General features: G+C 60.2%; 19 protein-coding genes and 1 pseudogene. 16 read left to right on the forward strand and 4 right to left on the reverse strand.

Annotation, left to right across the window (positions count from 1 at the left end; translation table 11 throughout):
- Positions 1 to 38: 38 nt before the first annotated feature.
- Both GBC55_RS14275 and GBC55_RS14280 read right to left on the reverse strand, forming a co-directional pair.
- Positions 39 to 446 (reverse strand): PA2817 family protein, encoded by a 408-nt coding sequence (locus GBC55_RS14275; protein WP_162437989.1) that lies wholly within the window; start codon positions 444 to 446, stop codon positions 39 to 41.
- 74 nt (positions 447 to 520) lie between these two features.
- Complete coding sequence (locus GBC55_RS14280; RefSeq protein WP_162437990.1) at positions 521 to 2,968, reverse strand: acyl-CoA dehydrogenase; 2,448 nt, start codon at positions 2,966 to 2,968, stop codon at positions 521 to 523.
- 249 nt (positions 2,969 to 3,217) lie between these two features.
- Between GBC55_RS14280 and GBC55_RS14285 the strand changes: the two genes are divergently transcribed.
- The 4 genes from GBC55_RS14285 to GBC55_RS14300 all read left to right on the forward strand — a co-directional run bounded on the left by GBC55_RS14285 (position 3,218) and on the right by GBC55_RS14300 (position 6,385).
- The gene (locus GBC55_RS14285) at positions 3,218 to 3,877 is read left to right on the forward strand and encodes a transglutaminase family protein (RefSeq protein WP_162437991.1); all 660 of its coding nucleotides are present in this window, start codon (positions 3,218 to 3,220) and stop codon (positions 3,875 to 3,877) included.
- Between the two features lie 43 nt (positions 3,878 to 3,920).
- On the forward strand, positions 3,921 to 4,544 hold the full coding sequence (locus tag GBC55_RS14290) for a glutathione S-transferase (RefSeq protein WP_162437992.1): 624 nt from the start codon (positions 3,921 to 3,923) through the stop codon (positions 4,542 to 4,544).
- Between the two features lie 132 nt (positions 4,545 to 4,676).
- On the forward strand, positions 4,677 to 5,609 hold the full coding sequence (locus GBC55_RS14295) for an ABC transporter ATP-binding protein (protein WP_162437993.1): 933 nt from the start codon (positions 4,677 to 4,679) through the stop codon (positions 5,607 to 5,609).
- Entirely contained in the window at positions 5,606 to 6,385 is a 780-nt protein-coding gene (locus GBC55_RS14300) for an ABC transporter permease (RefSeq protein ID WP_162437994.1), read from the forward strand. Before GBC55_RS14295 ends, GBC55_RS14300 begins: the two co-directional genes overlap by 4 nt.
- A 57-nt stretch (positions 6,386 to 6,442) precedes the next feature.
- Here GBC55_RS14300 and GBC55_RS14305 read toward each other — a convergent pair whose 3' ends face one another.
- Entirely contained in the window at positions 6,443 to 6,958 is a 516-nt protein-coding gene (locus GBC55_RS14305) for a DUF2062 domain-containing protein (RefSeq protein WP_162437995.1), read from the reverse strand.
- 135 nt (positions 6,959 to 7,093) lie between these two features.
- Here GBC55_RS14305 and GBC55_RS14310 point away from each other — a divergent pair, with 135 nt between their 5' ends.
- The 12 genes from GBC55_RS14310 (at position 7,094) to GBC55_RS14365 (ending at position 18,565) form a co-directional block, all read left to right on the forward strand.
- On the forward strand, positions 7,094 to 9,328 hold the full coding sequence (locus GBC55_RS14310) for a DNA internalization-related competence protein ComEC/Rec2 (RefSeq protein WP_162437996.1): 2,235 nt from the start codon (positions 7,094 to 7,096) through the stop codon (positions 9,326 to 9,328).
- 98 nt (positions 9,329 to 9,426) lie between these two features.
- A complete protein-coding gene (locus GBC55_RS14315; RefSeq protein WP_162437997.1) occupies positions 9,427 to 10,062 on the forward strand; it encodes a MotA/TolQ/ExbB proton channel family protein in 636 nt (211 codons plus the stop codon).
- Positions 10,059 to 10,490: a biopolymer transporter ExbD gene (locus GBC55_RS14320; RefSeq protein WP_162437998.1), complete on the forward strand. Its 432-nt coding sequence runs from the start codon at positions 10,059 to 10,061 to the stop codon at positions 10,488 to 10,490. Before GBC55_RS14315 ends, GBC55_RS14320 begins: the two co-directional genes overlap by 4 nt.
- Positions 10,490 to 11,500 carry a tetraacyldisaccharide 4'-kinase gene (gene lpxK / locus GBC55_RS14325; protein WP_162437999.1) on the forward strand — a complete coding sequence of 337 codons (1,011 nt, stop codon included), beginning with the start codon at positions 10,490 to 10,492 and terminating at the stop codon, positions 11,498 to 11,500. Before GBC55_RS14320 ends, lpxK begins: the two co-directional genes overlap by 1 nt.
- A gap of 25 nt (positions 11,501 to 11,525) precedes the next feature.
- Positions 11,526 to 11,711, forward strand: a complete 186-nt coding sequence (locus GBC55_RS14330; protein WP_007945752.1) for a Trm112 family protein — start codon at positions 11,526 to 11,528, stop codon at positions 11,709 to 11,711.
- Positions 11,708 to 12,472 (forward strand): 3-deoxy-manno-octulosonate cytidylyltransferase, encoded by a 765-nt coding sequence (gene kdsB / locus GBC55_RS14335; RefSeq protein WP_162438000.1) that lies wholly within the window; start codon positions 11,708 to 11,710, stop codon positions 12,470 to 12,472. Before GBC55_RS14330 ends, kdsB begins: the two co-directional genes overlap by 4 nt.
- Positions 12,472 to 12,936, forward strand: coding sequence for a low molecular weight protein-tyrosine-phosphatase (locus tag GBC55_RS14340; protein WP_162438001.1), 465 nt, complete (start codon positions 12,472 to 12,474; stop codon positions 12,934 to 12,936). Before kdsB ends, GBC55_RS14340 begins: the two co-directional genes overlap by 1 nt.
- Positions 12,933 to 13,952 (forward strand): UDP-N-acetylmuramate dehydrogenase, encoded by a 1,020-nt coding sequence (gene murB, locus GBC55_RS14345; RefSeq protein WP_162438002.1) that lies wholly within the window; start codon positions 12,933 to 12,935, stop codon positions 13,950 to 13,952. Before GBC55_RS14340 ends, murB begins: the two co-directional genes overlap by 4 nt.
- A gap of 245 nt (positions 13,953 to 14,197) precedes the next feature.
- Positions 14,198 to 14,668 carry a (2Fe-2S)-binding protein gene (locus tag GBC55_RS14350; protein WP_162438003.1) on the forward strand — a complete coding sequence of 157 codons (471 nt, stop codon included), beginning with the start codon at positions 14,198 to 14,200 and terminating at the stop codon, positions 14,666 to 14,668.
- Positions 14,665 to 16,995, forward strand: coding sequence for a xanthine dehydrogenase family protein molybdopterin-binding subunit (locus tag GBC55_RS14355; protein ID WP_162438004.1), 2,331 nt, complete (start codon positions 14,665 to 14,667; stop codon positions 16,993 to 16,995). Before GBC55_RS14350 ends, GBC55_RS14355 begins: the two co-directional genes overlap by 4 nt.
- The gene (locus GBC55_RS14360; RefSeq protein WP_162438005.1) at positions 16,995 to 17,978 is read left to right on the forward strand and encodes an XdhC family protein; all 984 of its coding nucleotides are present in this window, start codon (positions 16,995 to 16,997) and stop codon (positions 17,976 to 17,978) included. Before GBC55_RS14355 ends, GBC55_RS14360 begins: the two co-directional genes overlap by 1 nt.
- The gene (locus tag GBC55_RS14365; protein WP_162438006.1) at positions 17,975 to 18,565 is read left to right on the forward strand and encodes a nucleotidyltransferase family protein; all 591 of its coding nucleotides are present in this window, start codon (positions 17,975 to 17,977) and stop codon (positions 18,563 to 18,565) included. The genes GBC55_RS14360 and GBC55_RS14365 overlap by 4 nt, the downstream gene beginning before the upstream one ends.
- 96 nt (positions 18,566 to 18,661) lie before the next feature.
- On the opposite strand, the pseudogene GBC55_RS14370 reads toward GBC55_RS14365, so the two are convergent.
- A pseudogene (locus GBC55_RS14370) lies at positions 18,662 to 20,284 on the reverse strand (ribonuclease E); the annotation flags it as partial.

Below are 20,284 nucleotides of genomic sequence, written 5' to 3' on the forward strand. Positions count from 1 at the left end.
GGTTCAACCATGCGGGCCTTTTGTATTCTGAGCGTAGATCAGTGTTTGCTGTCGTCGTTCGACATCGCCAACAACTGCTTTTCCTGATTCCAGTCGAACGGTTCGTCATTCTGTTCGGCTTCGAAGCGACGTTCTTCCAGCGCCTGGTACAAGGCGATTTCATCATCGGGCATGTAGTGCAGGCAGTCGCCGGCGAAGTACCACAGCAGGTCGCGCGGGACCAGGTGGGCGATCTGCGGATAACGGGTGATGACCTGGCAGAGGATGTCCTGGCCCAGGTACTGGCTTTCGATCGGATCGACGGGCAGCAATGCTCGCAGTTCGTCGAAACGCTCAAGGAACAAGGCATGGCTTTCTTCGGGTACCTGCTCGGCCTCACCCACGGCGACCAGGATGCTGCGCAAGTGGTCTAGCAAAACGAGATGATCGGCAACGATGTTGGACACGAGATAAGTCCTCAAGAGCAAAACGGGCGCGGGAGTATAAAGCTCCTGCGCCCGTTTTTATAGGTGGAACGGAATCAGCGGACCTTACCTTCGGCCAGCGCCAACTCCTCTTTGTCGAAATCATCGACGTCGATCACCTTGCGTCGCGCCGTTTCGGCATCACGCAGGGTTTGTGCTTCTACCGGCTGCAACGCACCCGCCTCCAGCGCTGCATCGATCGCGTGCTCCCCGGCGGCCGGTTTGACCTGGCCACTTTTGAGCGCCACATGCAGTTTTTTCTGCAGCGGCTGCGCTGCATTCAGCAGGTTGCACGCGTGTTGCAGAGCGCCGACGGCGTCATCGGCCGACTGCGGACGGTAGCACCCACCCAGCAGTTCCTCGAGGGTCGGATCGCCCTTGGCGCGACCAATCACAGCCGCCACTTGCGCACCGAGTTTGTCCGATGGTCCCTTGTGACGACGACCGAACGGAAAGACGATCACGCGCAGCAGACAGCCCAGCACCTTATTGGGGAAGTTGGTCAGCAGTTCATCCAGCGCCCGTTCCGACTGGCCGAGACTCTCTTCCATGGCCCAGGTAAACAGCGGGGCCATATGGTCGGGAGAATCGAGATCGTGATAACGCTTGAGCGCGGCGGAAGCGAGGTACATGTTGCTGAGCACATCCCCGAGGCGCGCCGACAAGCGTTCGCGACGCTTAAGTTCGCCACCCAGCAACATCATGCTGAGGTCGGCGAGCATGGCGAATGCGGCGGCCTGACGGTTCAGTGCGCGGAAGTAACCCTGGCTGAGCCCGTTACCCGGCGCCCGTTCGAAATGGCCGAAACCAAGGTTCAACACCAGCGTGCTGGCGGCGTTGCTCACGGCAAAACCGATGTGCTGGAGCAGCAGACCATCAAATTCAATGAGGGCCTGATCCTTGTCCTCACGACCGGCAAGCGCCATTTCCTTGAGGACGAAAGGATGGCAGCGAATCGCGCCCTGACCGAAGATCATCAGGTTACGCGAAAGAATATTCGCGCCTTCCACCGTGATGAAGATCGGCGCGCCATTCCAGCTGCGACCCAGGTAATTGTTCGGGCCCATGATGATCGCTTTGCCGCCGTGAACGTCCATGGCGTGGCTGATGCATTCGCGTCCGCGTTCGGTGAGGTGGTACTTGAGAATCGCCGACAGCACCGACGGTTTCTCGCCCAGATCCACGGCGTTGGCGGTCAGCATTCGCGCGGCGTCCATCATCCAGGCGTTACCGCCGATGCGCGCCATGGCTTCCTGAATGCCTTCGAAGGCTGAGAGTGGCACGTTGAACTGCTCGCGAACCTGCGCGTATTGCCCGGTCACCAGGCTGGTGAACTTCGCCGCGCCGGTACCCACTGCCGGGAGGGAAATCGAGCGCCCGACCGACAGGCAATTCATCAACATCATCCAGCCCTTGCCGAGCATTTCCTGGCCGCCGATGAGGAATTCCAGTGGCACGAACACGTCTTTGCCGGAGTTGGGGCCGTTCATGAACGCGGCGCCCAGTGGCAGGTGACGGCGACCGATTTCAACGCCGGCAGTGTCGGTTGGAATCAGCGCCAGGCTGATGCCCAGGTCTTCCTTGTCACCCAGCAGATGGTCCGGGTCGTAGGCCTTGAATGCCAGGCCGAGAAGGGTAGCGACGGGTCCGAGGGTGATGTAGCGCTTTTCCCAGTTCAGGCGCAGGCCCAGTGTTTCCTTGCCTTCCCATTCACCTTTGCAGATAACGCCGGTATCGGGCATGGCCCCTGCATCCGAGCCCGCGAGCGGTCCGGTAAGGGCGAAGCACGGAATGTCGTCACCGCGCGCGAGGCGTGGCAGGTAGTGGTTGCGTTGTTCGTCGGTGCCGTAGTGCAACAGCAGTTCAGCAGGGCCGAGGGAGTTGGGCACCATCACGGTGGAGGCGAGGTCGCCGCTGCGAGTCGCCAGTTTCATTGCGACCTGTGAGTGGGCGTAGGCGGAGAAGCCCTTGCCACCGAATTCTTTTGGAATGATCAGGGCGAAAAAGCCGTTCTCCTTGATGTGGCTCCAGGCTTCTGGCGGCAAGTCCATGTCCTGGCCGATTTGCCAGTCGGTCACCATGGCGCAGAGTTCTTCGGTCGGACCGTCGATGAATGCCTGTTCTTCTTCGCTCAATTGCACTTTTGGATAGGACAGCAGTTTGTCCCAGTCCGGCCGGCCGCTGAACAGTTCACCATCCCACCAGACGGTGCCGGCATCGATGGCGTCGCGTTCTGTTTGCGACATTGGCGGCAGTGTTTTCTGAAACCAGCTGAACAGTGGCGCACTGAAAAATTTGCGACGCAGATCGGGCAGCAACAAAGGCGCCGCAACGGCTGCGATCAACACCCAGAGCACCAGCAATAACCATCCCGGCGCGTGACTGAATGCGCCCATCGCCACGACGTAGACAGCGACGATGCACAGTGCGGGGAGCGGGGCGGTGCGGCGGTGGGCCAGGTAGGCGATGCCGACAATCAGAACCAGTATCCACAACAACAGCATATTTAATCCTCCGTGAACCAGGGGCAAAACCAACCTTCAGAGCTTAGACGGCATCCGTAAAACAGGGTGATCAGAGCGAGGTGATTGAATTCGTGGGAAACCTTCAACGCGTTTTGCAGGATCAGTGGGCATCAGGGCGCGGCATTCGTTCGCTACCGGCGCGGCTATGCGTCCATGTTTGGCCGAAACGTCGTTATCTCTGTGCTGAAGCTGTCGCTAGACTCGTGGCTTCCCCAGGAGATTGTTCTCATGCACGAGTATCTGAGTCCCGGCCGCTTCATCGATAGTGACCATCCGTCCGTGGTGGAGTTCGCTGAAAAACATCGGGGCGCCAGTCGCGACCCGCTCGAGCAGGCGATCAATCTTTATTACGCGGTGCGCGAAGCCGTGCGCTACAACCCTTACACCTTCAGCCGCGACCCGCAAACCCTGCGCGGCAGTTATGCGCTGGCGGCCGGGGAGAGTTACTGCGTGCCCAAAGCCACGTTGCTGGCGGGTGCCGCACGACATTGCGGTATCCCTGCACGTATTGGCCTGGCGGATGTGCGCAATCACCTGTCGACGCCGCGGTTACTCGAGCTGCTCAAGAGTGATGTGTTCGCCATGCACGGCTATACCGAGTTGTTTTTGAACGGCCGCTGGGTCAAAGCCACGCCTGCGTTCAATCAAGGATTGTGTGAACTGTTCAATGTCGCGCCGCTGGAATTCGACGGGATCAACGACAGCGTTTTTCATCCCTTCAATCGCGATGGTGAGCAGTTGATGGAGTACCTGATCGATCACGGTCAGTTTACCGACGTGCCCGAAGCGTTCTTTTTCGAGCACCTGGAAAAATGCTATCCACACCTCTTCAGCGATCAATTGCCGCCGTTGCTGGGTGACATGCAGGGCGATTTGAGTCGCGCCTGATCCGGCGTATGCTGCCTGCGCATTCATCCATAAAGAGGCGGTCATGCTGAAGATCTGGGGTCGGAAAAATTCGTCGAATGTCAGAAAGCCGTTATGGGCCGCCGAAGAGCTGGGCCTGGCCTATGAGGCGATTGATGCGGGCGGCGCGTTCGGGGTGGTCGATACGCCCGAGTATCGAGCGATGAATCCCAATGGCCGTGTGCCGGTTATTCAGGACGATGGTTTCGTACTTTGGGAATCCAATGCCATCGTTCGTTACCTGATGGCCCGTCATGCCAACGACACCCATTGGTACGCGGCGGATCCGCAAGCCCGCGCGGCTGCCGACAAGTGGATGGACTGGACCACCTCAAGTTTTGCCGGCCCTTTCCGCACCGTGTTCTGGGGCGTGTTGCGCACCCCGGCAGATCAGCAGGACTGGTCCGCCATCAACGCCGCTATCAAAGAGTGCAACGGCTTACTGGCGATGGCCGATGCGGCACTGGCAACCCAGCCTTACCTGTCGGGTAACGAGATCGGCATGGGCGACATTCCCCTGGGCAGTTTTATTTATGCCTGGTTCGAGATGCCGATCGAGCGTGCGCCGCAACCCCATCTGCAAGCCTGGTACGCACGGCTCAAGCAGCGTCCGGCGTATCAGAAAGCCGTCATGACCGCGTTGACTTAATACTCACTATCGACACGCTTGACTGTACTTGTGTGGCGACGACAAGCACCATTGCCTTCATGCGCCGTGGTTGTGTTAGTCGCCGCCCGCCCTTATCTATCTCTTCCTTTCCTTCTTGGTGCGTAATCCGATATGAGTTCCGCTCTGTCCATCCGGCAGCTAACCAAAACCTACGGCAACGGTTTCCAGGCCCTGAGTGGTATCGATCTGGACGTCGCTGAAGGTGACTTTTTTGCCTTGCTCGGCCCTAACGGCGCGGGCAAATCCACGACCATCGGCATTCTCTCTACCCTGGTGAACAAGACCAGCGGCACGGTGAATATCTTCGGTCACGACCTGGACAAGAATCCTGCGCAACTCAAACGCTCCATCGGCGTGGTGCCCCAGGAATTCAACTTCAACCAGTTCGAGAAGACGTTCGACATCGTCGTCACCCAGGCCGGTTACTACGGCATCCCGCCGAAGATCGCCAAGGAACGTGCTGAGCAATACCTGACCCAGCTCGGGTTGTGGGACAAGCGTGACGTGCCATCGCGCTCGTTGTCCGGCGGCATGAAGCGTCGACTGATGATCGCCCGTGCGCTGGTTCATGAGCCGCGCCTGTTGATCCTCGACGAACCGACGGCAGGGGTGGATATCGAATTGCGTCGTTCGATGTGGACCTTCCTGACCGAGCTGAACCAGAAAGGCATCACCATCATCCTCACCACGCATTATCTGGAAGAGGCTGAGCAGTTGTGCCGCAATATCGGGATCATCGATCACGGCACCATCGTCGAGAACACCAGCATGAAACAGCTGCTCGGTCAGCTGCATGTGGAGACGTTCCTGCTCGATCTGAAGAACACGCTGAACGTGGCGCCGCAGTTGCTCGGTTATCCGACCAAGCTGCTGGACAGCCACACGCTGGAGGTCCAGGTCGACAAGGCGATGGGCATCACTGCGCTGTTCACTCAACTTGCTCAGCAAAATATCGAAGTGCTGAGCCTGCGTAACAAAACCAATCGCCTCGAGGAGTTGTTCGTGTCCCTGGTGGAGAAAAATCTGTCGAAGGTGGCGGTATGAGTTCCGAGCTGCAACCCAACCTCGTTGCCCTCAATACCATCGTTTATCGCGAGGTCAGACGCTTTACCCGGATCTGGCCGCAAACACTGCTACCGCCAGCGATCACCATGGTTCTGTACTTCGTGATCTTTGGCAATCTGATCGGTCGGCAGATCGGTGATATGGGTGGCTTCACCTACATGGAATACATCGTGCCGGGCCTGATCATGATGTCGGTGATCACCAACTCCTATGGCAACGTGGTGTCGAGTTTCTTCGGCAGCAAGTTCCAGCGCTCCATCGAAGAGTTGATGGTGTCGCCGGTGTCGCCGCACACGATTCTGATCGGCTACACCTTGGGCGGCGTGTTGCGCGGCTTGATGGTCGGGGTGATCGTGACGATGCTGTCGCTGTTTTTCACCAAGCTGCAGGTGCATCACCTGGGTGTGACCGTTCTGGTGGTGGTGCTGACGGCGACGATTTTTTCGCTGCTGGGCTTCATCAACGCAGTGTTTGCACGTAACTTCGATGACATCTCGATCATCCCGACGTTTGTGCTGACGCCGCTGACGTACCTGGGTGGGGTGTTCTACTCGATCTCGTTGCTGCCTCCGTTCTGGCAGACCGTGTCCCTGGCGAATCCGGTGTTGCACATGGTCAACGCGTTCCGCTACGGCATCCTTGGCGTTTCGGATATCAAGATCAGTGTCGCGATCACGTTCATGCTGGTGGCGACGGTTGTGTTGTATATCGGTTGTGCGCGATTGCTGGTGAGTGGGCGCGGGATGCGTACTTAACCTCAGTCCGGCACCGCAAAAACAAACGGCCTCCCAAGTGGAGGCCGTTGTGCATTCTTACATCCGTTTTTTCTTGCGCCGCTTCCACTGTCGACTGACCCACCAGCGCCAATACGTCATGGTCAGGCAGTAGGCCAGCGCGCCGAGCGCCAGTCCCGTCACTACCGAACCCAGCAAGAAGGGCTGCCACATCGTCGAAAGCTCGCCGCTGATCCATTCCCAGGTCAACTCGTCGGGCAAATGACGGGCAGGGATGTCCATGAGCCAGGCGCCTGTCTGGTAGGTGCAGAAAAATACCACCGGCATGGTGATCGGGTTGGTCAACCAGACCAGGCTGACGGCGATTGGAATGTTGCCGCGCACCATAATGGCGAGGGCCGCGGCAACCAGCATCTGCAACGGAATCGGCAGGAATGCCGCAAACAGCCCGACCGCCATCGCCCGGGCGACCGAGTGGCGGTTGAGGTGCCAAAGGTTCGGGTCATGCAGCAGGGTGCCAAGAAAGCGTAAGGACTTGTGTTCCCTGATGCTCGTCGGGTCTGGCATGTAACGTTTGAATAAGCGCCGGGGCATAGGGCTTCTCGGTCGGTTAAGGCGGCAAGTATGTCTGGATTCTATAAACCGCCCATTCAGACTTTGTGACAATTAATAACGATGACTGTGCGGTCGGCCAGCTAAGCCTAGGGGGGAACTCTCAAGGACGGGCTTATGCGCACAGGGATGTTAGCGCTGGCGTTGGGTCTGCTGACCCTGCGTTTTTTACCGGCTTTACCGCCGGTCTGGTTGTGGATGTTGTTGCCTGTGGCCGGTTTGATGGTGTTGCCCTTTCGGGCCTATCCATTGGCATTCTTTCTGTTCGGCTTGAGTTGGGCGGGTGCGAATGCGCAATGGGCGCTGAATGATCGCTTGGCACCCCGACTCGACGGCGAGACGCGTTGGGTGGAGGGGCGAGTGACAGGGTTGCCCCAAAACGCCGAGGGCGTGGTGCGCTTTGAGCTGACGGACAGCCATTCACGACGTTCGAAACTGCCAAAGCTGATGCGTTTGGCCTGGTACGACGGGCCGCCAGTCAACAGCGGTGAACGTTGGCGATTGGCAGTCAAATTGAAGCGTCCTGCCGGATTGCTCAACCCGCACGCCTTCGATTATGACGCCTGGCTGCTGGCTAAGGGCATCGGTGCAACGGGCACGGTCAAGGAGGGTGAAAGGCTCGCAGAGGCTCGCGGAGCCTGGCGCGACGGCATTCGCCAACGCCTGCAGAATGTCGACGCCCAAGGACGATCCGGGGCGTTGGCCGCACTGGTCCTGGGGGACGGTGCCGGGCTGAGCCGCGAAGATTGGCAAGTGCTGCAAGACACCGGAACCGTGCATTTGCTGGTCATATCCGGGCAGCACATTGGTCTGTTGGCGGGCGTCGTGTACCTGCTGATCGCCGGGTTGGCTCGCTTTGGCGCATGGCCGGGTCGTTTGCCCTGGCTGCCATGGGCGTGCGGCCTCGCGTTCGGTGCTGCGGTGGGTTATGGCCTGCTCGCCGGGTTCGATGTGCCGGTGCGGCGAGCGTGTGTGATGATCGGCCTGGTGCTGTTGTGGCGCCTGCGCTTTCGCCACCTCGGCGCCTGGTGGCCGCTGTTGCTGGCACTCAACGGTGTGTTGCTGATGGATCCGCTGGCGAGCCTGCAGCCGGGTTTCTGGCTGTCCTTCGCCGCGGTTGGCGTCCTGATTTTTACCTTCGGTGGTCGGTTGGGCCCGTGGAGCTGGTGGCAAACCTGGACGCGCGCCCAATGGCTGATCGCGATCGGCTTGTGCCCGTTTCTACTGATTCTAGGCCTGCCGATCAGTATCAGCGGTCCGCTGACGAATCTGCTGGCGGTGCCCTGGATCAGTCTGTTGGTACTCCCGCCCGCGTTGCTCGGTACGCTCTTATTGCCCATTCCCTATGTGGGCGAGGGTTTGTTGTGGCTGGCTGGAGGTCTGATCGACTGGCTATTCAAAGGCCTGGCGCTGATCGCCGGGCAGTTGCCGGCCTGGGTCCCGGTTGCGATCCCGTTGTGGACGTGGGCATTGGGCACTCTGGGGGCCTTGCTGCTGCTGATGCCACGTGGCGTGCCGCTGCGTCTGGCGGGTTGGCCGCTGTTTTTATTGCTCATCTTTCCTCCCCGTCCGGAAATCCCGGAAGGCGTAGCAGACGTCTGGCAACTGGATGTCGGCCAGGGACTGGCGATCCTTGTGCGCACGCGCCATCACACCTTGTTGTATGACGCCGGACCACGATCCGGTGATTCCGATCTGGGCGAGCGGGTAGTGCTGCCGACGTTGCGCAAACTGGGCGTCAACGCGATCGACCTGATGTTGATCAGCCACGCTCACGCCGATCACGCTGGCGGTGTGCGGGCGGTTGCCCGTGGCTTGCCCGTCAGTCAGATCGTCGGTGGCGAGCCTTTGCCTTTTGTGGATGGGCTGAGCGCTGAAGACTGCGAAAGTGGGCGGCAATGGAATTGGGATGGCGTGAACTTCCAACTCTGGCAGTGGGCATCGGCCCATGACAGCAACTCAAGGTCCTGTGTGCTGCAAATCGAGGCCGGGGGCGAGCGTTTGCTGCTAACCGGTGACATAGAAGGCGCCGCCGAAAGAGCACTGCTCGACAGCCCGCTGGCGGTCAGCACCGATTGGTTGCAGTCACCTCATCACGGCAGTCGCACGTCGTCTTCGATGGCCCTGCTGAACCGGTTGCAACCCAAGTCGGTGCTGATTTCCCGGGGTAATGGCAATTCCTTCGGTCATCCCCATCCAACGGTCATGGCACGCTATCGAAAAAGTGGCCTGAACATTTACGACAGCGCTGATCAAGGTGCCGTTCATCTGCAACTGGGCCGTTTCAAGCCACCCGTGACGATGCGTCAGGAACGGCGATTCTGGCGTGATCCGCCGCCGCTTCCGATGTAACGGTGTGTGATTGATGCCCGACCGGATGCGACATCACGGTCTTCGGTGCGCGCACCCCCTATGTTAGAGTGGCGCACTTTTTCGAGGGGACTGACACTGTGTGGGAATTGGTCAAATCCGGTGGCTGGATGATGCTGCCGATCATCCTGAGTTCCATCGCGGCGATGGCGATTGTCGCCGAGCGTCTCTGGACCCTGCGAGCCAGCCGTGTGACCCCGGAGCATTTGCTCGGGCAGGTCTGGGTCTGGATCAAGGACAAGCAACTCAATAAAGACAAACTCAAGGAACTGCGCGCCAACTCTCCGTTGGGCGAGATCCTGGCCGCCGGTCTGGCGAACTCCAAACATGGTCGCGAGATCATGAAAGAGTGCATCGAAGAGGCGGCCGCCCGAGTCATTCATGAGCTTGAGCGTTACATCAATGCCTTGGGCACCATCGCGGCCATGGCCCCATTGCTGGGGTTGCTGGGTACGGTCCTGGGCATGATCGATATTTTCAGTGCGTTCATGGGCACGGGCATGACCACCAACGCCTCCGTACTGGCCGGTGGTATCTCCAAGGCGCTGATTACCACGGCGGCGGGCCTGATGGTCGGTATTCCTTCGGTCTTCTTCCACCGCTTCCTCCAGCGCCGGATCGATGAACTGGTGGTGGGCATGGAGCAGGAAGCAATCAAGCTGGTTGAAGTGGTGCAGGGTGATCGTGACGTGGACCTGGCTGAGGGCAAAGCGTGAAATTCCGCCGCAAGCAACGGGAAAATGTGGACATCAACCTCGCATCGTTGATCGACGTGGTGTTTATCCTGCTGCTGTTTTTCGTGGTCACGACCACGTTTACCCGTGAAACCCAATTGCGCGTCGAGTTGCCCGAGGCGGTCAGTGGTTCGCCTGCCGAAGATCAGCAGGCCAAGCAGCTGGACGTTGCCATCAGCGCCGAAGGCGTGTTTTCGGTCAACAATCAGATATTGCCCAAGAACGATCTGGCAACCCTGATGGACGCGCTGAAAAAAGAGTCCAACGGTGATACCAATCTGCCGCTGTCTATCAGCGCTGACGGCAAGACACAGCATCAGTCCGTCATCACCGCCATGGACGCCGCAGGCAAGCTGGGCTTCAGTCACCTGCGCATGACCACTGTCGAAGCGTCGGCGCCCGCGCCCTGATGGCCCTGTCCGATCGCTTGATTGCGGCCTGGTATGAAGGTCACCCGGCCCTGAAGTTGCTTCAGCCGCTGGAGTGGCTGTATCGGCGGGTCGTCACGAACAAGCGCAAGCGCTTTCTGGCAGGCGAGGGCGAGATCTATCAACCGCCCGTGCCGCTGATCGTGGTCGGTAACATCACTGTCGGCGGCACCGGCAAGACGCCGCTGATTCTTTGGATGATCGAGCACTGCAAGCGTAGCGGGCTGCGAGTGGGCGTGGTCAGTCGCGGCTATGGTGCAAAACCTGCGCAATTGCCCTGGCGCGTCGAGGCGGATCAAAGCGCGGAAATGGCGGGTGACGAGCCGTTGTTGATCGTCCAGCGCACGGGTGTGCCCTTGATGATCGACCCGGACCGCAGTCGTGCCGTCAAAGCGTTGCTGGCGAGTGAGCCGCTGGACCTGATTCTGTCTGACGACGGCATGCAACATTATCGACTGGCCCGAGACCTCGAGCTGGTGCTTATCGACGCTGCTCGTGGCCTGGGTAACCAGCGTTGCCTGCCCGCCGGGCCATTGCGCGAACCGGTCGAGCGTCTGGAAAGTGTCGACGCGTTGCTCTACAACGGCGCGGTAGACGATCGTGAGGACGGTTTCGCCTTTCAGTTGCAACCCACGGCCCTGGTCAATCTGCACAGTGGCGAAAGGCATCCCCTCGACCACTTTCCTGCCGGTCAGGCCCTGCATGCCGTGGCCGGGATCGGCAACCCGCAGCGTTTCTTCACGACGCTCGAAACGCTACACTGGCGAGCAGTCCCCCATGCTTTTGCCGACCACGCCGAATACAGCGCGCAGGCCTTGAATTTCACACCGTCATTGCCATTGGTGATGACTGAAAAGGACGCGGTGAAGTGCCGTGCCTTCGCCGCCGCCGATTGGTGGTACCTGGCGGTCGATGCTGTGCCATCGCCGGCCTTCGTGGCCTGGTTCGATACACAGCTGATGCGCCTGTTGCCGGCTCGTCTTTTGCCTTAACTCCGTTCTTATCCAGGGAATGCTCATGGACACCAAATTGCTCGACATCCTCGCTTGCCCGGTCTGCAAAGGCCCGCTCAAGCTCAGCGCCGACAAAACCGAGCTGATCAGCAAGGGCGCGGGTCTCGCGTACCCGATTCGTGACGGCATTCCGGTCATGCTCGAAACCGAAGCCCGCACCCTGACCACTGATGAGCGTCTGGATAAATGACCACAGCCTTTACCGTTGTCATTCCATCGCGTTTCGCTTCGACCCGTTTACCCGGCAAGCCCCTGCTGTTGATCGCCGGCAAACCGATGATCCAGCATGTCTGGGAACAGGCCAGCAAAAGCGGCGCCGAGCGTGTGGTGGTTGCCACTGACGACCCGCGCATCGTCGAGGCCTGCAAGGGTTTTGGCGCGCAAGTGGTGCTGACCCGTGAAGACCACAACTCGGGCACTGACCGCCTGGCGGAAGTTGCCACGAAACTGGGTCTGGCCCCGGACGCTATTGTAGTCAACGTGCAAGGTGACGAGCCGTTGATCCCTCCGAGTGTGATCGATCAGGTTGCCGCCAACCTCGCCGCGCATACCGAGGCGCGCATGGCCACCCTGGCCGAGCCGATCGAAGACGTTGAAACACTGTTCAATCCCAATGTCGTCAAGGTCGTCAGTGATATCAATGGCCTGGCGTTGACCTTCAGCCGTGCGACGTTGCCGTGGGCACGGGATGCTTTCGCCAAGAGTCGTGAGCAGTTGCCGGAAGGCGTACCGTATCGCCGGCACATTGGTATTTATGCTTACCGCGCCGGTTTCCTGCATGACTTCGTCAGCTGGGGCCCGTGCTGGCTGGAAAACACCGAATCCCTTGAGCAGCTGCGTGCCCTGTGGCACGGCGTGCGGATTCATGTGGCCGACGCGTTGATCGCCCCGCCGACCGGCGTGGATACCGCAGAAGACCTTGAGCGCGTTCGTCGCCTGCTGGAGGTTTGATGCGGGTTTTGTTCGTCTGTCTGGGAAATATCTGCCGCTCGCCCACCGCGGAAGGCGTGCTACGGCATAAATTGCGTGAGGCCGGGTTGGCCGGTCAGGTCGACGTTGCGTCCGCCGGTACCGGCGACTGGCACGTCGGCAAGGCGCCGGACAAGCGCAGCCAAGCGGCGGCCAAGCTGCGTGGTTACGACCTGTCGGCCCAGCGTGCCCAGCAGGTGAGCCGCGCTGATTTCGCCATGTACGACCTGATTCTGGCGATGGACAACAGCAACCTGCGCAACCTCAAGGCGCTGCAACCCGCCAAGGGCAAGGCCGAACTGGACCTGTTCCTGCGTCGCTACCAGAGCGAAATCGATGAAGTGCCAGACCCGTACTACGACGGTGACCAAGGGTTCGAGCAGGTGCTGGACCTGATCGAGCGCGCCAGTGATTTGCTGGTGATCGAATTGAAGGGGCGGTTATGAGTTTGCAAATACGGCCCCAGGTGTCGCTCAAGCCGTTCAACAGTTTTGGTGTGGATGTTCAGGCCCGCTTGTTTGCCGAAGCCCACAGCGATGCCGACGTGCGCGAAGCCCTGGCGTATGCCGCCGAGCATGACGTGCCTTTATTGGTGATCGGTGGAGGCAGCAACTTGCTGCTGACGGCGGATATCCAGTCACTGGTTCTGCGCATGGCCACTCGCGGGATTCGTGTGCTGAGCGATGACGGGCGTCAGGTCGTGATTGAAGCCGAGGCTGGCGAGCCTTGGCATCCCTTTGTGCAGTCCACCCTGGCTCAAGGTCTGTCGGGACTGGAAAACCTCAGCCTGATTCCGGGCACGGTGGGCGCGGCACCGATGCAGAACATCGGCGCCTACGGTGTGGAGATCAAGGATGTGTTCGCCGGGCTCACGGCGCTTGATCGACAGACCGGCGAGTTGCGCGACTTCAGCTTGGCTGAATGCAATTTCGCTTACCGCGACAGCGTGTTCAAACAGGAACCGGGTCGTTGGCTGATCCTGCGAGTGCGTTTCACACTGAACCGTACCGCACACCTGCACCTGGAATACGGGCCGGTGCGTCAACGCTTGACTGAACAAGGCATCGACCACCCGACCGCCACCGATGTCAGTCAGGCAATCTGCAGCATCCGCAGCGAAAAACTTCCGGACCCTGCGGTGCTCGGCAATGCGGGCAGTTTCTTCAAAAACCCGCTGGTGCCGGCTGCGCTGGTTACCCGACTCAAAAGCGAGTACCCCGACCTGGTGGCCTACGCGCAACCTGACGGGCAAATGAAACTCGCTGCCGGCTGGCTGATCGAGCGAGCAGGGTGGAAAGGGTTTCGCGAGGCCGATGCCGGCGTGCATAAGTTGCAGGCGCTGGTGCTGGTCAACTACGGCGATGCCACCGGCCTGCAGTTGCTGGCCCTGGCGCAACGCATCCAGAAAGACATATTGGAACGATTCCATGTCGAGCTGGAAATGGAGCCGAATCGGTATTGAGGCTACGCTTTCAAGACCCATCCCAAAGCCCTGCACACTGATCAATGTGCAGGGCTTTTTTGTTAATACTGGGTTAACTTAGCCAGCTAACGATGCAAGTATTTGCTCCACCAAAGGCCCGGTGCAGACGCTGTCATCTGCATAAGAGAGCCACATTAGCCTGAGCCGATCTGCGTGAACCCACCGCCATCCCCCGGCGGCAGATTGCTCGACCCCATAACCGAAGCAACAATGCGGGCGTGCCCATGATTACCCTGAAGCTTAATGGCCAAGACCTACCACTCGACGTCACCGAAGATATGCCGCTGCTCTGGGCCATTCGTGACGTGGCCGGTTACAACGGCACCAAATTCGGCTGCGGCATGGGCTTGTGTGGTGCCTGCACCATTCATATCGATGGCGCCCCGGCGCGTAGCTGCATTACGCCAATCGGGTCTGTGATCGGCCAGAACGTCAGCACTATCGATAACCTGCACGCTGATCCGGTCGGGCAAATCGTTCAACAAGCCTGGCTGGATACCGCCGTGGCTCAGTGCGGTTTCTGCCAAGGTGGACAGATCATGTCGGCGACAGCGCTGCTCAAGGTCCATCCAGACCCCAGCGAGGAACAGATCGAAGAGGCGATGGTCGGCAATATTTGCCGTTGCGGCACTTACAACCGCATCAAGACGGCTATCCGCCAGGCTTCCACGCACTTGAAGGAGGCCAAGGCATGAGCCAGCTTCCAAATGATTTCGCGCTGAGTAATCTCAGCAACCTCAGCCGTCGCGGCTTCCTCAAAGGTGTCGGTGCCACCAGCGCGCTGGTGCTGGCGGCTAGCTGGGGCTGGCAGGACGCCTTAGCAGACGAAAAAGTGAAGCTGTTTGGCGCCGACGGCATGCCCAACGGCTGGATCGACGACCCCAAGGTGTACGTCAGCATCGCGGCTGATGGCACCGTGACCGTGGTGTGCAACCGTTCAGAAATGGGCCAGGGCGTGCGCACCAGTTTGAGCATGGTGGTGGCTGACGAGCTGGATGCCGACTGGGCGATGGTCAAGGTCCAGCAGGCGCCGGGAGACGAAGTCCGTTTCGGTAACCAGGACACTGACGGTTCACGCAGCATGCGTCACTGGTACGAGCCCATGCGCCGTTGTGGTGCCGCCGCTCGAACCATGCTGGAACAGGCCGCTGCCGAGCAGTGGAAGGTACCGGTTGGCGAATGCCGTGCGCAGTTGCACAAAGTCATTCACAAACCGACCGGCCGGGAGCTGGGTTACGGCGCCCTGGCGGTCGCTGCCAGTGCATTGGCGGTGCCCGCTCGGGACAGCCTGAGGCTCAAGCAACCTTCGGAGTTTCGTTACATCGGCAAGGAAGGCGTAAAGGCGATCGACGGTGCCGACATCGTCAATGGTCGCGCCATCTACGGTGCCGATGTGCACTTCGACGGCATGCTCTACGCGACGATTGCACGGCCATCGGTGTATGGCGGCAAGGTCAAATCCGTCAACTCCATCGCGGCGATGAAAGTCCCCGGGGTGATCAAGGTCATCCAGATCGAAGGCCGTCCGCTGCCCTCGGAGTTTCAGCCGTTGGGGGGTGTGGCAGTCGTGGCCAGCAATACCTGGGCGGCGATCAAGGGGCGCGAGGCGCTGGAGATCGAGTGGGACGATGGCCCGAATGCCAGTTACGACTCGATCGCTTACCGCAAGGAACTGGAAGCCGCGTCGCTCAAGCCCGGTAAAGTCGTGCGCAACACGGGCAGCATCGATGAAGCCATGGGCAAGGCCGACAGCATCTTGGAGGCGTCCTACTATCTGCCGCACCTGGCGCAATCGCCCATGGAGCCAATGGTTGCCATCGCCCGATTCAAGGACGGTGTTTGCCAAGCCTGGGCGCCAAGCCAGGCGCCCCAGGTCACTCGGGAGCGCATTGGCGAACGCCTCGGCATACCGTTCGATAATGTGACGGTCAACGTCACACTGCTGGGCGGTGGTTTTGGTCGTAAGTCCAAACCGGATTTCGTCATCGAAGCTGCCATCCTCGCCAAGGAATTCCCCGGCAAGGCGGTGCGCGTGCAATGGACCCGTGAAGACGACATCCATTGCTCCTATTTCCACACCGTGTCGGCTGAGTACCTGAAGGCCAGCCTGAATGCTGACGGTCTGCCGTCCGGCTGGTTGCACCGCACCGTCGCCCCCAGCATCACCGCGCTGTTCGCGCCAGGCATGAACCACGAAGCGGCGTTCGAGTTGGGCATGGGCTTTACCAACATGGCGTACGCGATTCCTAACGTTCGTCTGGAAAACCCGGAAGCGATGGTCCATACGCGGGTGGGTTGGTATCGCTCGGTCTCGAACATTCCTCACGGCTTTGCCATTCAGAGTTTTGTCGATGAACTGGCGCATAAGGCCGGTCAAGACCCGCTGAAGTACCAGATAAAACTGCTTGGCCCGGATCGGCAGATCGATCCACGCACCTTGAGTGAAGAGTGGAACTACGGCGAGTCGCCAGAGCGTTATCCAATCGATACTGCAAGGATGCGCACCGTTCTGGAGACCGCCGCCAAGGCTGCCGGCTGGGGCCGTGAAATGCCGAAGGGCCGAGGGCTGGGTTTGGCGGTGCACTACAGTTTCGTGACCTATGTGGCGGCGGTGATCGAAGTCGAAGTCAAAGACGATGGGACGCTGATCGTGCACAAGGCCGACATTGCGGTGGATTGCGGTCCGCAGATCAACCCGGAACGTATCCGGTCGCAGTTCGAAGGCGCCTGCGTCATGGGGTTGGGTAACGCGGTTCTGGGTGAAATCAGCTTCAAGGACGGCAAGGTCCAGCAAGACAACTTCCACATGTATGAAGTGGCGCGCATGTCCCTGGCACCGAAAGAAGTCGCCGTGCATCTGGTCACGCCTCCGGGTGACGTGCCGCTTGGTGGTGTTGGCGAACCTGGCGTGCCGCCGATTGCGCCGGCACTGTGCAATGCGATCTTTGCGGCTACCGGCAAGCGTATTCGCAACCTTCCCGTGCGTTATCAGCTGCAAGGCTGGCAGAAGGCTGAAGCCTGATGGACAGCGTCGACCTGAACGTGTTGCGCAGCGTGCTCGAATGGCGTCGCGCCGGTCAGCGGGTGGTGTTGTTCAGCGTGGTCCAGACCTGGGGCACAGCACCCAGGTCGCCGGGCGCCATGCTGGCCTTGCGTGAAGACGGCGTGGTGATGGGGTCGGTGTCCGGAGGTTGTGTTGAAGATGACCTGATTGCCCGCTTGCACGACGGCCGCATCCCGGCAGAGGGGCCGCCAGTGCAGTTGATCACCTACGGCGTCACCCGCGAGGAGGCGGCGCGCTTTGGTTTGCCCTGTGGCGGCACCTTGCGTCTGACGCAGGAGCATGTTGGTGATCCGACATGGGTGGCGCAGCTGCTGGCACGCTGTGAAGCCCATGAGATTGTGGCGCGCACGCTCAGTGTCGACACCGGGGAAGTCGTTCTGGAGGCAGCTGACAAAACGGACGTTCTGGCTTTCGACGGGACGACGCTGCGGGCCATTTACGGTCCGCGCTGGCGTTTGTTGCTGATCGGGGCCGGCCAACTGTCCCGGTATGTCGCTGAAATGGCGCGGTTGCTGGATTTCGAAGTGCTGATCTGCGATCCGCGCAGCGAATTTGTCTACGGTTGGGAGGAGCAGCACGGGCGGTTTGTCTCGGGGATGCCGGACGAGGCCGTGTTGAACATCCAGACGGATGAACGCACGGCCATTGTTGCGCTGACCCACGATCCTCGTCTGGACGACATGGCGCTGCTCACGGCCCTCGACTCGAAAGCGTTTTATGTGGGGGCGCTGGGTTCCCGGGTCAACAGCCTGAAGCGCCGTGACAATCTGGCTCAGCTAGGCTTGTCATCAGAGGCCATCGCGCGGCTGCATGGTCCGATCGGTCTGCACATCGGCAGTCACTCGCCCGCGGAAATCGCTTTGTCGCTGATGGCCGAGATTGTCGCGATCAAGAACGGTGTCGAGCTCAAGCAGAAGAAGTTGCTGGCGGAGGATGTATGAGTGAACCCATCGGCGTAGTCGTGCTGGCGGCAGGGCAGGGCAGTCGGTTTCAACAGTTGGCAGGTGCCGGCTCCGACAAGTTGCTGGCGGACTGTACCGGGCGCGACGGCGCCGTTCGTTCGGTGATCGAGCATGTGCTGCTGAATGTGCCGGCATCACTGCAGAAGCGCGTGCTGGTGACCACCGCAGATCGCCCACAGGTCATTCGTATGGCCCAGGCGTATGGGTTTGAAATTGTGCTGATCGAATCGACCGGGATGGGGGACAGCATCGCGGCGGGGGTTGCGGCGTGTCCGCAGCAAGGCGGGTGGTTGATTATGTTGGGGGATATGCCGTTTATCCTCCCATCGAGCATTGAGCGGGTACTGGCGGGTATGGCTGATGACGCTATCAGCGTGCCGGTGCAGGACGGTGAACATGGCCACCCGGTAGGTTTTGCGGGCTCCTTCGGTCCAGGCTTGTTGGCATTGGCAGGTGATCGTGGTGCCAAGCCGCTGTTTTCCCAGGCGCGAGTAGTTGAAGTGTCGGTGGAGGATCCCGGGGTGCTGTGGGATGTGGATGTGCCTGAGGCGTTGTTCTTCAAGTAGGTGTAGCGCGTATCCAATGGATCGCGCGATGTATCAAATGCCATAAAAAAGCCCCGCACTGGATAACCAGGCGGGGCTTTTTAGTGGCTGATGGAATCAGACGAGTGGTTTAGGCTCGTGCTCTTTTTCCAGGGCCTCGTGTTGCTCTACCGCTTGTTGAACGGAGCGCGGAGCTTCGTTGAATGCGGTGTCAGCTGGTTCAGCGGCAACTTCAGCAACCGGGGCAGCAGCCTCGGTGACTTCAGCAACAACCGGAGTTTCCTCTACCGCAGCCGGGGCAGCAGCGGCAGCCAACTCGGCTTCCTTCTGCAGACGCTCGGCTTCACGCTTGCGACGACGCACTTCACGCGGGTCGTTTGGTGCGCGACCATTTTCGGTCAAGGCGCTGACAGGAGCCGCCTCGACCACCGGTGCTGCCACTTCGGCAACCACTGGCGCTTCAACGACCGGTGCAGGCTCTGCTGCAGCGACTACTGGCTCGGAAACCACGGTTTCTGCCACAGGTGCAGGCGCTTCAGCAGCGACTGGTTCGGCAACCCAGTTGAACGCAGTTTGTTCTTCGCGAGCTTCACGCACCGATTCGGTCACTGTCTCAGTGACGGTTTCGACGACTGGCTCTGCAACCACTGCCGGTGTCTGGGCGACGACGACAGGTTCAGCGAACGCTTCGACCTGAGGCTGTGCTTCACCCACTGGAGCCATTTCGATTTCCGGAGCGGAAGTTGCTTCTACCGGAGTAGTCGCTTCAACCACTGGTGCTTCCACTGGAGCAGTTTCCAGCGTCGCGGCGGTAGCGCGTTCGGCCTGCTCGTTGGCTTGTGCTTCAGCTGGAGCGCTGATCACGGTGCTGGCAACGGCTGCAGTAACAGCCAGGCCTGCGGCCAGTTCGTCAGTGCTTGGCGCTTCGCGGCCTTCGGCACCCTCGTTACCTTCGGCGGACTCGGATTCTTCCGAACCTTCGATCACATTGCCGTTGGCATCGCGTTGACGCTCACGACGATTGCTGCGACGACGCTGACCACGGGAGCGGCGGCGAGGACGATCACCTTCGGCGCCTTCCTGACCGTCTTCCTGCAATTGCTCTTCGTTGGACAGCAGCTCTTCTTCAGCGACCGCTGCAACAGCTTGCTCGGCACGCGGCTGGCGTTCTTCACGCGGTGGGCGTGGAGCGCGCTCTTCGCGTGGCTGACGTGCCGGACGCTCTTCAGCGATGGCAGTGGCAGTGGCGGCGGCTGCAGCAACAGGTGCAGCATCCAGCGGCTCGCGCAGTTCACGAACCGGACGTTCTTCGCGATCACCACGTGGCTTGCGGTCTTCACGAGGAGCGCGCGGTGCACGTTCTTCACGAGGCGCGCGTGGAGCACGTTCTTCACGGGCTACGGCTGGAGTTTCTTCACGGGCTTCGCGTGGTTGACGCTCTTCTCGCGGTTCACGTGGTGCGCGTTCTTCACGCGGTGCACGTTCTTCGCGAGGCTTGCGCTCTTCATCGCGGCGACCGTTACGGTTGCGGCTTTGCTGGCGACCATTGCGACGTTCTTCGTTGCGGGCTGGACGCTCGGTGGTGGCTGGCTTTTCAACCACGACCGGTGCAGCAGGCTCTTCCTTGGTGGCGAACAGGCTGACCAGCGACTTCACCAGGCCTTTGAACAGACTTGGCTCAGGCACGGCGGCCGGTGCAGCAACCGGTGCGGCGACGACTTCGGTCGGGACCGGAGCGTT

Source organism: Pseudomonas sp. TNT3 (assembly GCF_010095445.2).
Classification (GTDB): Bacteria; Pseudomonadota; Gammaproteobacteria; order Pseudomonadales; family Pseudomonadaceae; genus Aquipseudomonas.

What these genes read in the sequence shown, in the direction of transcription:
- GBC55_RS14280 (WP_162437990.1), bottom strand. Translation starts at nt 2,968, where the DNA reads ATGCTGTTGTTGTGGATACTGGTTCTGATTGTCGGCATCGCCTACCTG.
- GBC55_RS14285 (WP_162437991.1), top strand. Translation starts at nt 3,218, where the DNA reads ATGCACGAGTATCTGAGTCCCGGCCGCTTCATCGATAGTGACCATCCG.
- GBC55_RS14290 (WP_162437992.1), top strand. Translation starts at nt 3,921, where the DNA reads ATGCTGAAGATCTGGGGTCGGAAAAATTCGTCGAATGTCAGAAAGCCG.
- GBC55_RS14295 (WP_162437993.1), top strand. Translation starts at nt 4,677, where the DNA reads ATGAGTTCCGCTCTGTCCATCCGGCAGCTAACCAAAACCTACGGCAAC.
- GBC55_RS14300 (WP_162437994.1), top strand. Translation starts at nt 5,606, where the DNA reads ATGAGTTCCGAGCTGCAACCCAACCTCGTTGCCCTCAATACCATCGTT.
- GBC55_RS14305 (WP_162437995.1), bottom strand. Translation starts at nt 6,958, where the DNA reads ATGCCCCGGCGCTTATTCAAACGTTACATGCCAGACCCGACGAGCATC.
- GBC55_RS14310 (WP_162437996.1), top strand. Translation starts at nt 7,094, where the DNA reads ATGCGCACAGGGATGTTAGCGCTGGCGTTGGGTCTGCTGACCCTGCGT.
- lpxK (WP_162437999.1), top strand. Translation starts at nt 10,490, where the DNA reads ATGGCCCTGTCCGATCGCTTGATTGCGGCCTGGTATGAAGGTCACCCG.
- GBC55_RS14330 (WP_007945752.1), top strand. Translation starts at nt 11,526, where the DNA reads ATGGACACCAAATTGCTCGACATCCTCGCTTGCCCGGTCTGCAAAGGC.
- kdsB (WP_162438000.1), top strand. Translation starts at nt 11,708, where the DNA reads ATGACCACAGCCTTTACCGTTGTCATTCCATCGCGTTTCGCTTCGACC.
- GBC55_RS14340 (WP_162438001.1), top strand. Translation starts at nt 12,472, where the DNA reads ATGCGGGTTTTGTTCGTCTGTCTGGGAAATATCTGCCGCTCGCCCACC.
- murB (WP_162438002.1), top strand. Translation starts at nt 12,933, where the DNA reads ATGAGTTTGCAAATACGGCCCCAGGTGTCGCTCAAGCCGTTCAACAGT.
- GBC55_RS14350 (WP_162438003.1), top strand. Translation starts at nt 14,198, where the DNA reads ATGATTACCCTGAAGCTTAATGGCCAAGACCTACCACTCGACGTCACC.
- GBC55_RS14355 (WP_162438004.1), top strand. Translation starts at nt 14,665, where the DNA reads ATGAGCCAGCTTCCAAATGATTTCGCGCTGAGTAATCTCAGCAACCTC.
- GBC55_RS14360 (WP_162438005.1), top strand. Translation starts at nt 16,995, where the DNA reads ATGGACAGCGTCGACCTGAACGTGTTGCGCAGCGTGCTCGAATGGCGT.
- GBC55_RS14365 (WP_162438006.1), top strand. Translation starts at nt 17,975, where the DNA reads ATGAGTGAACCCATCGGCGTAGTCGTGCTGGCGGCAGGGCAGGGCAGT.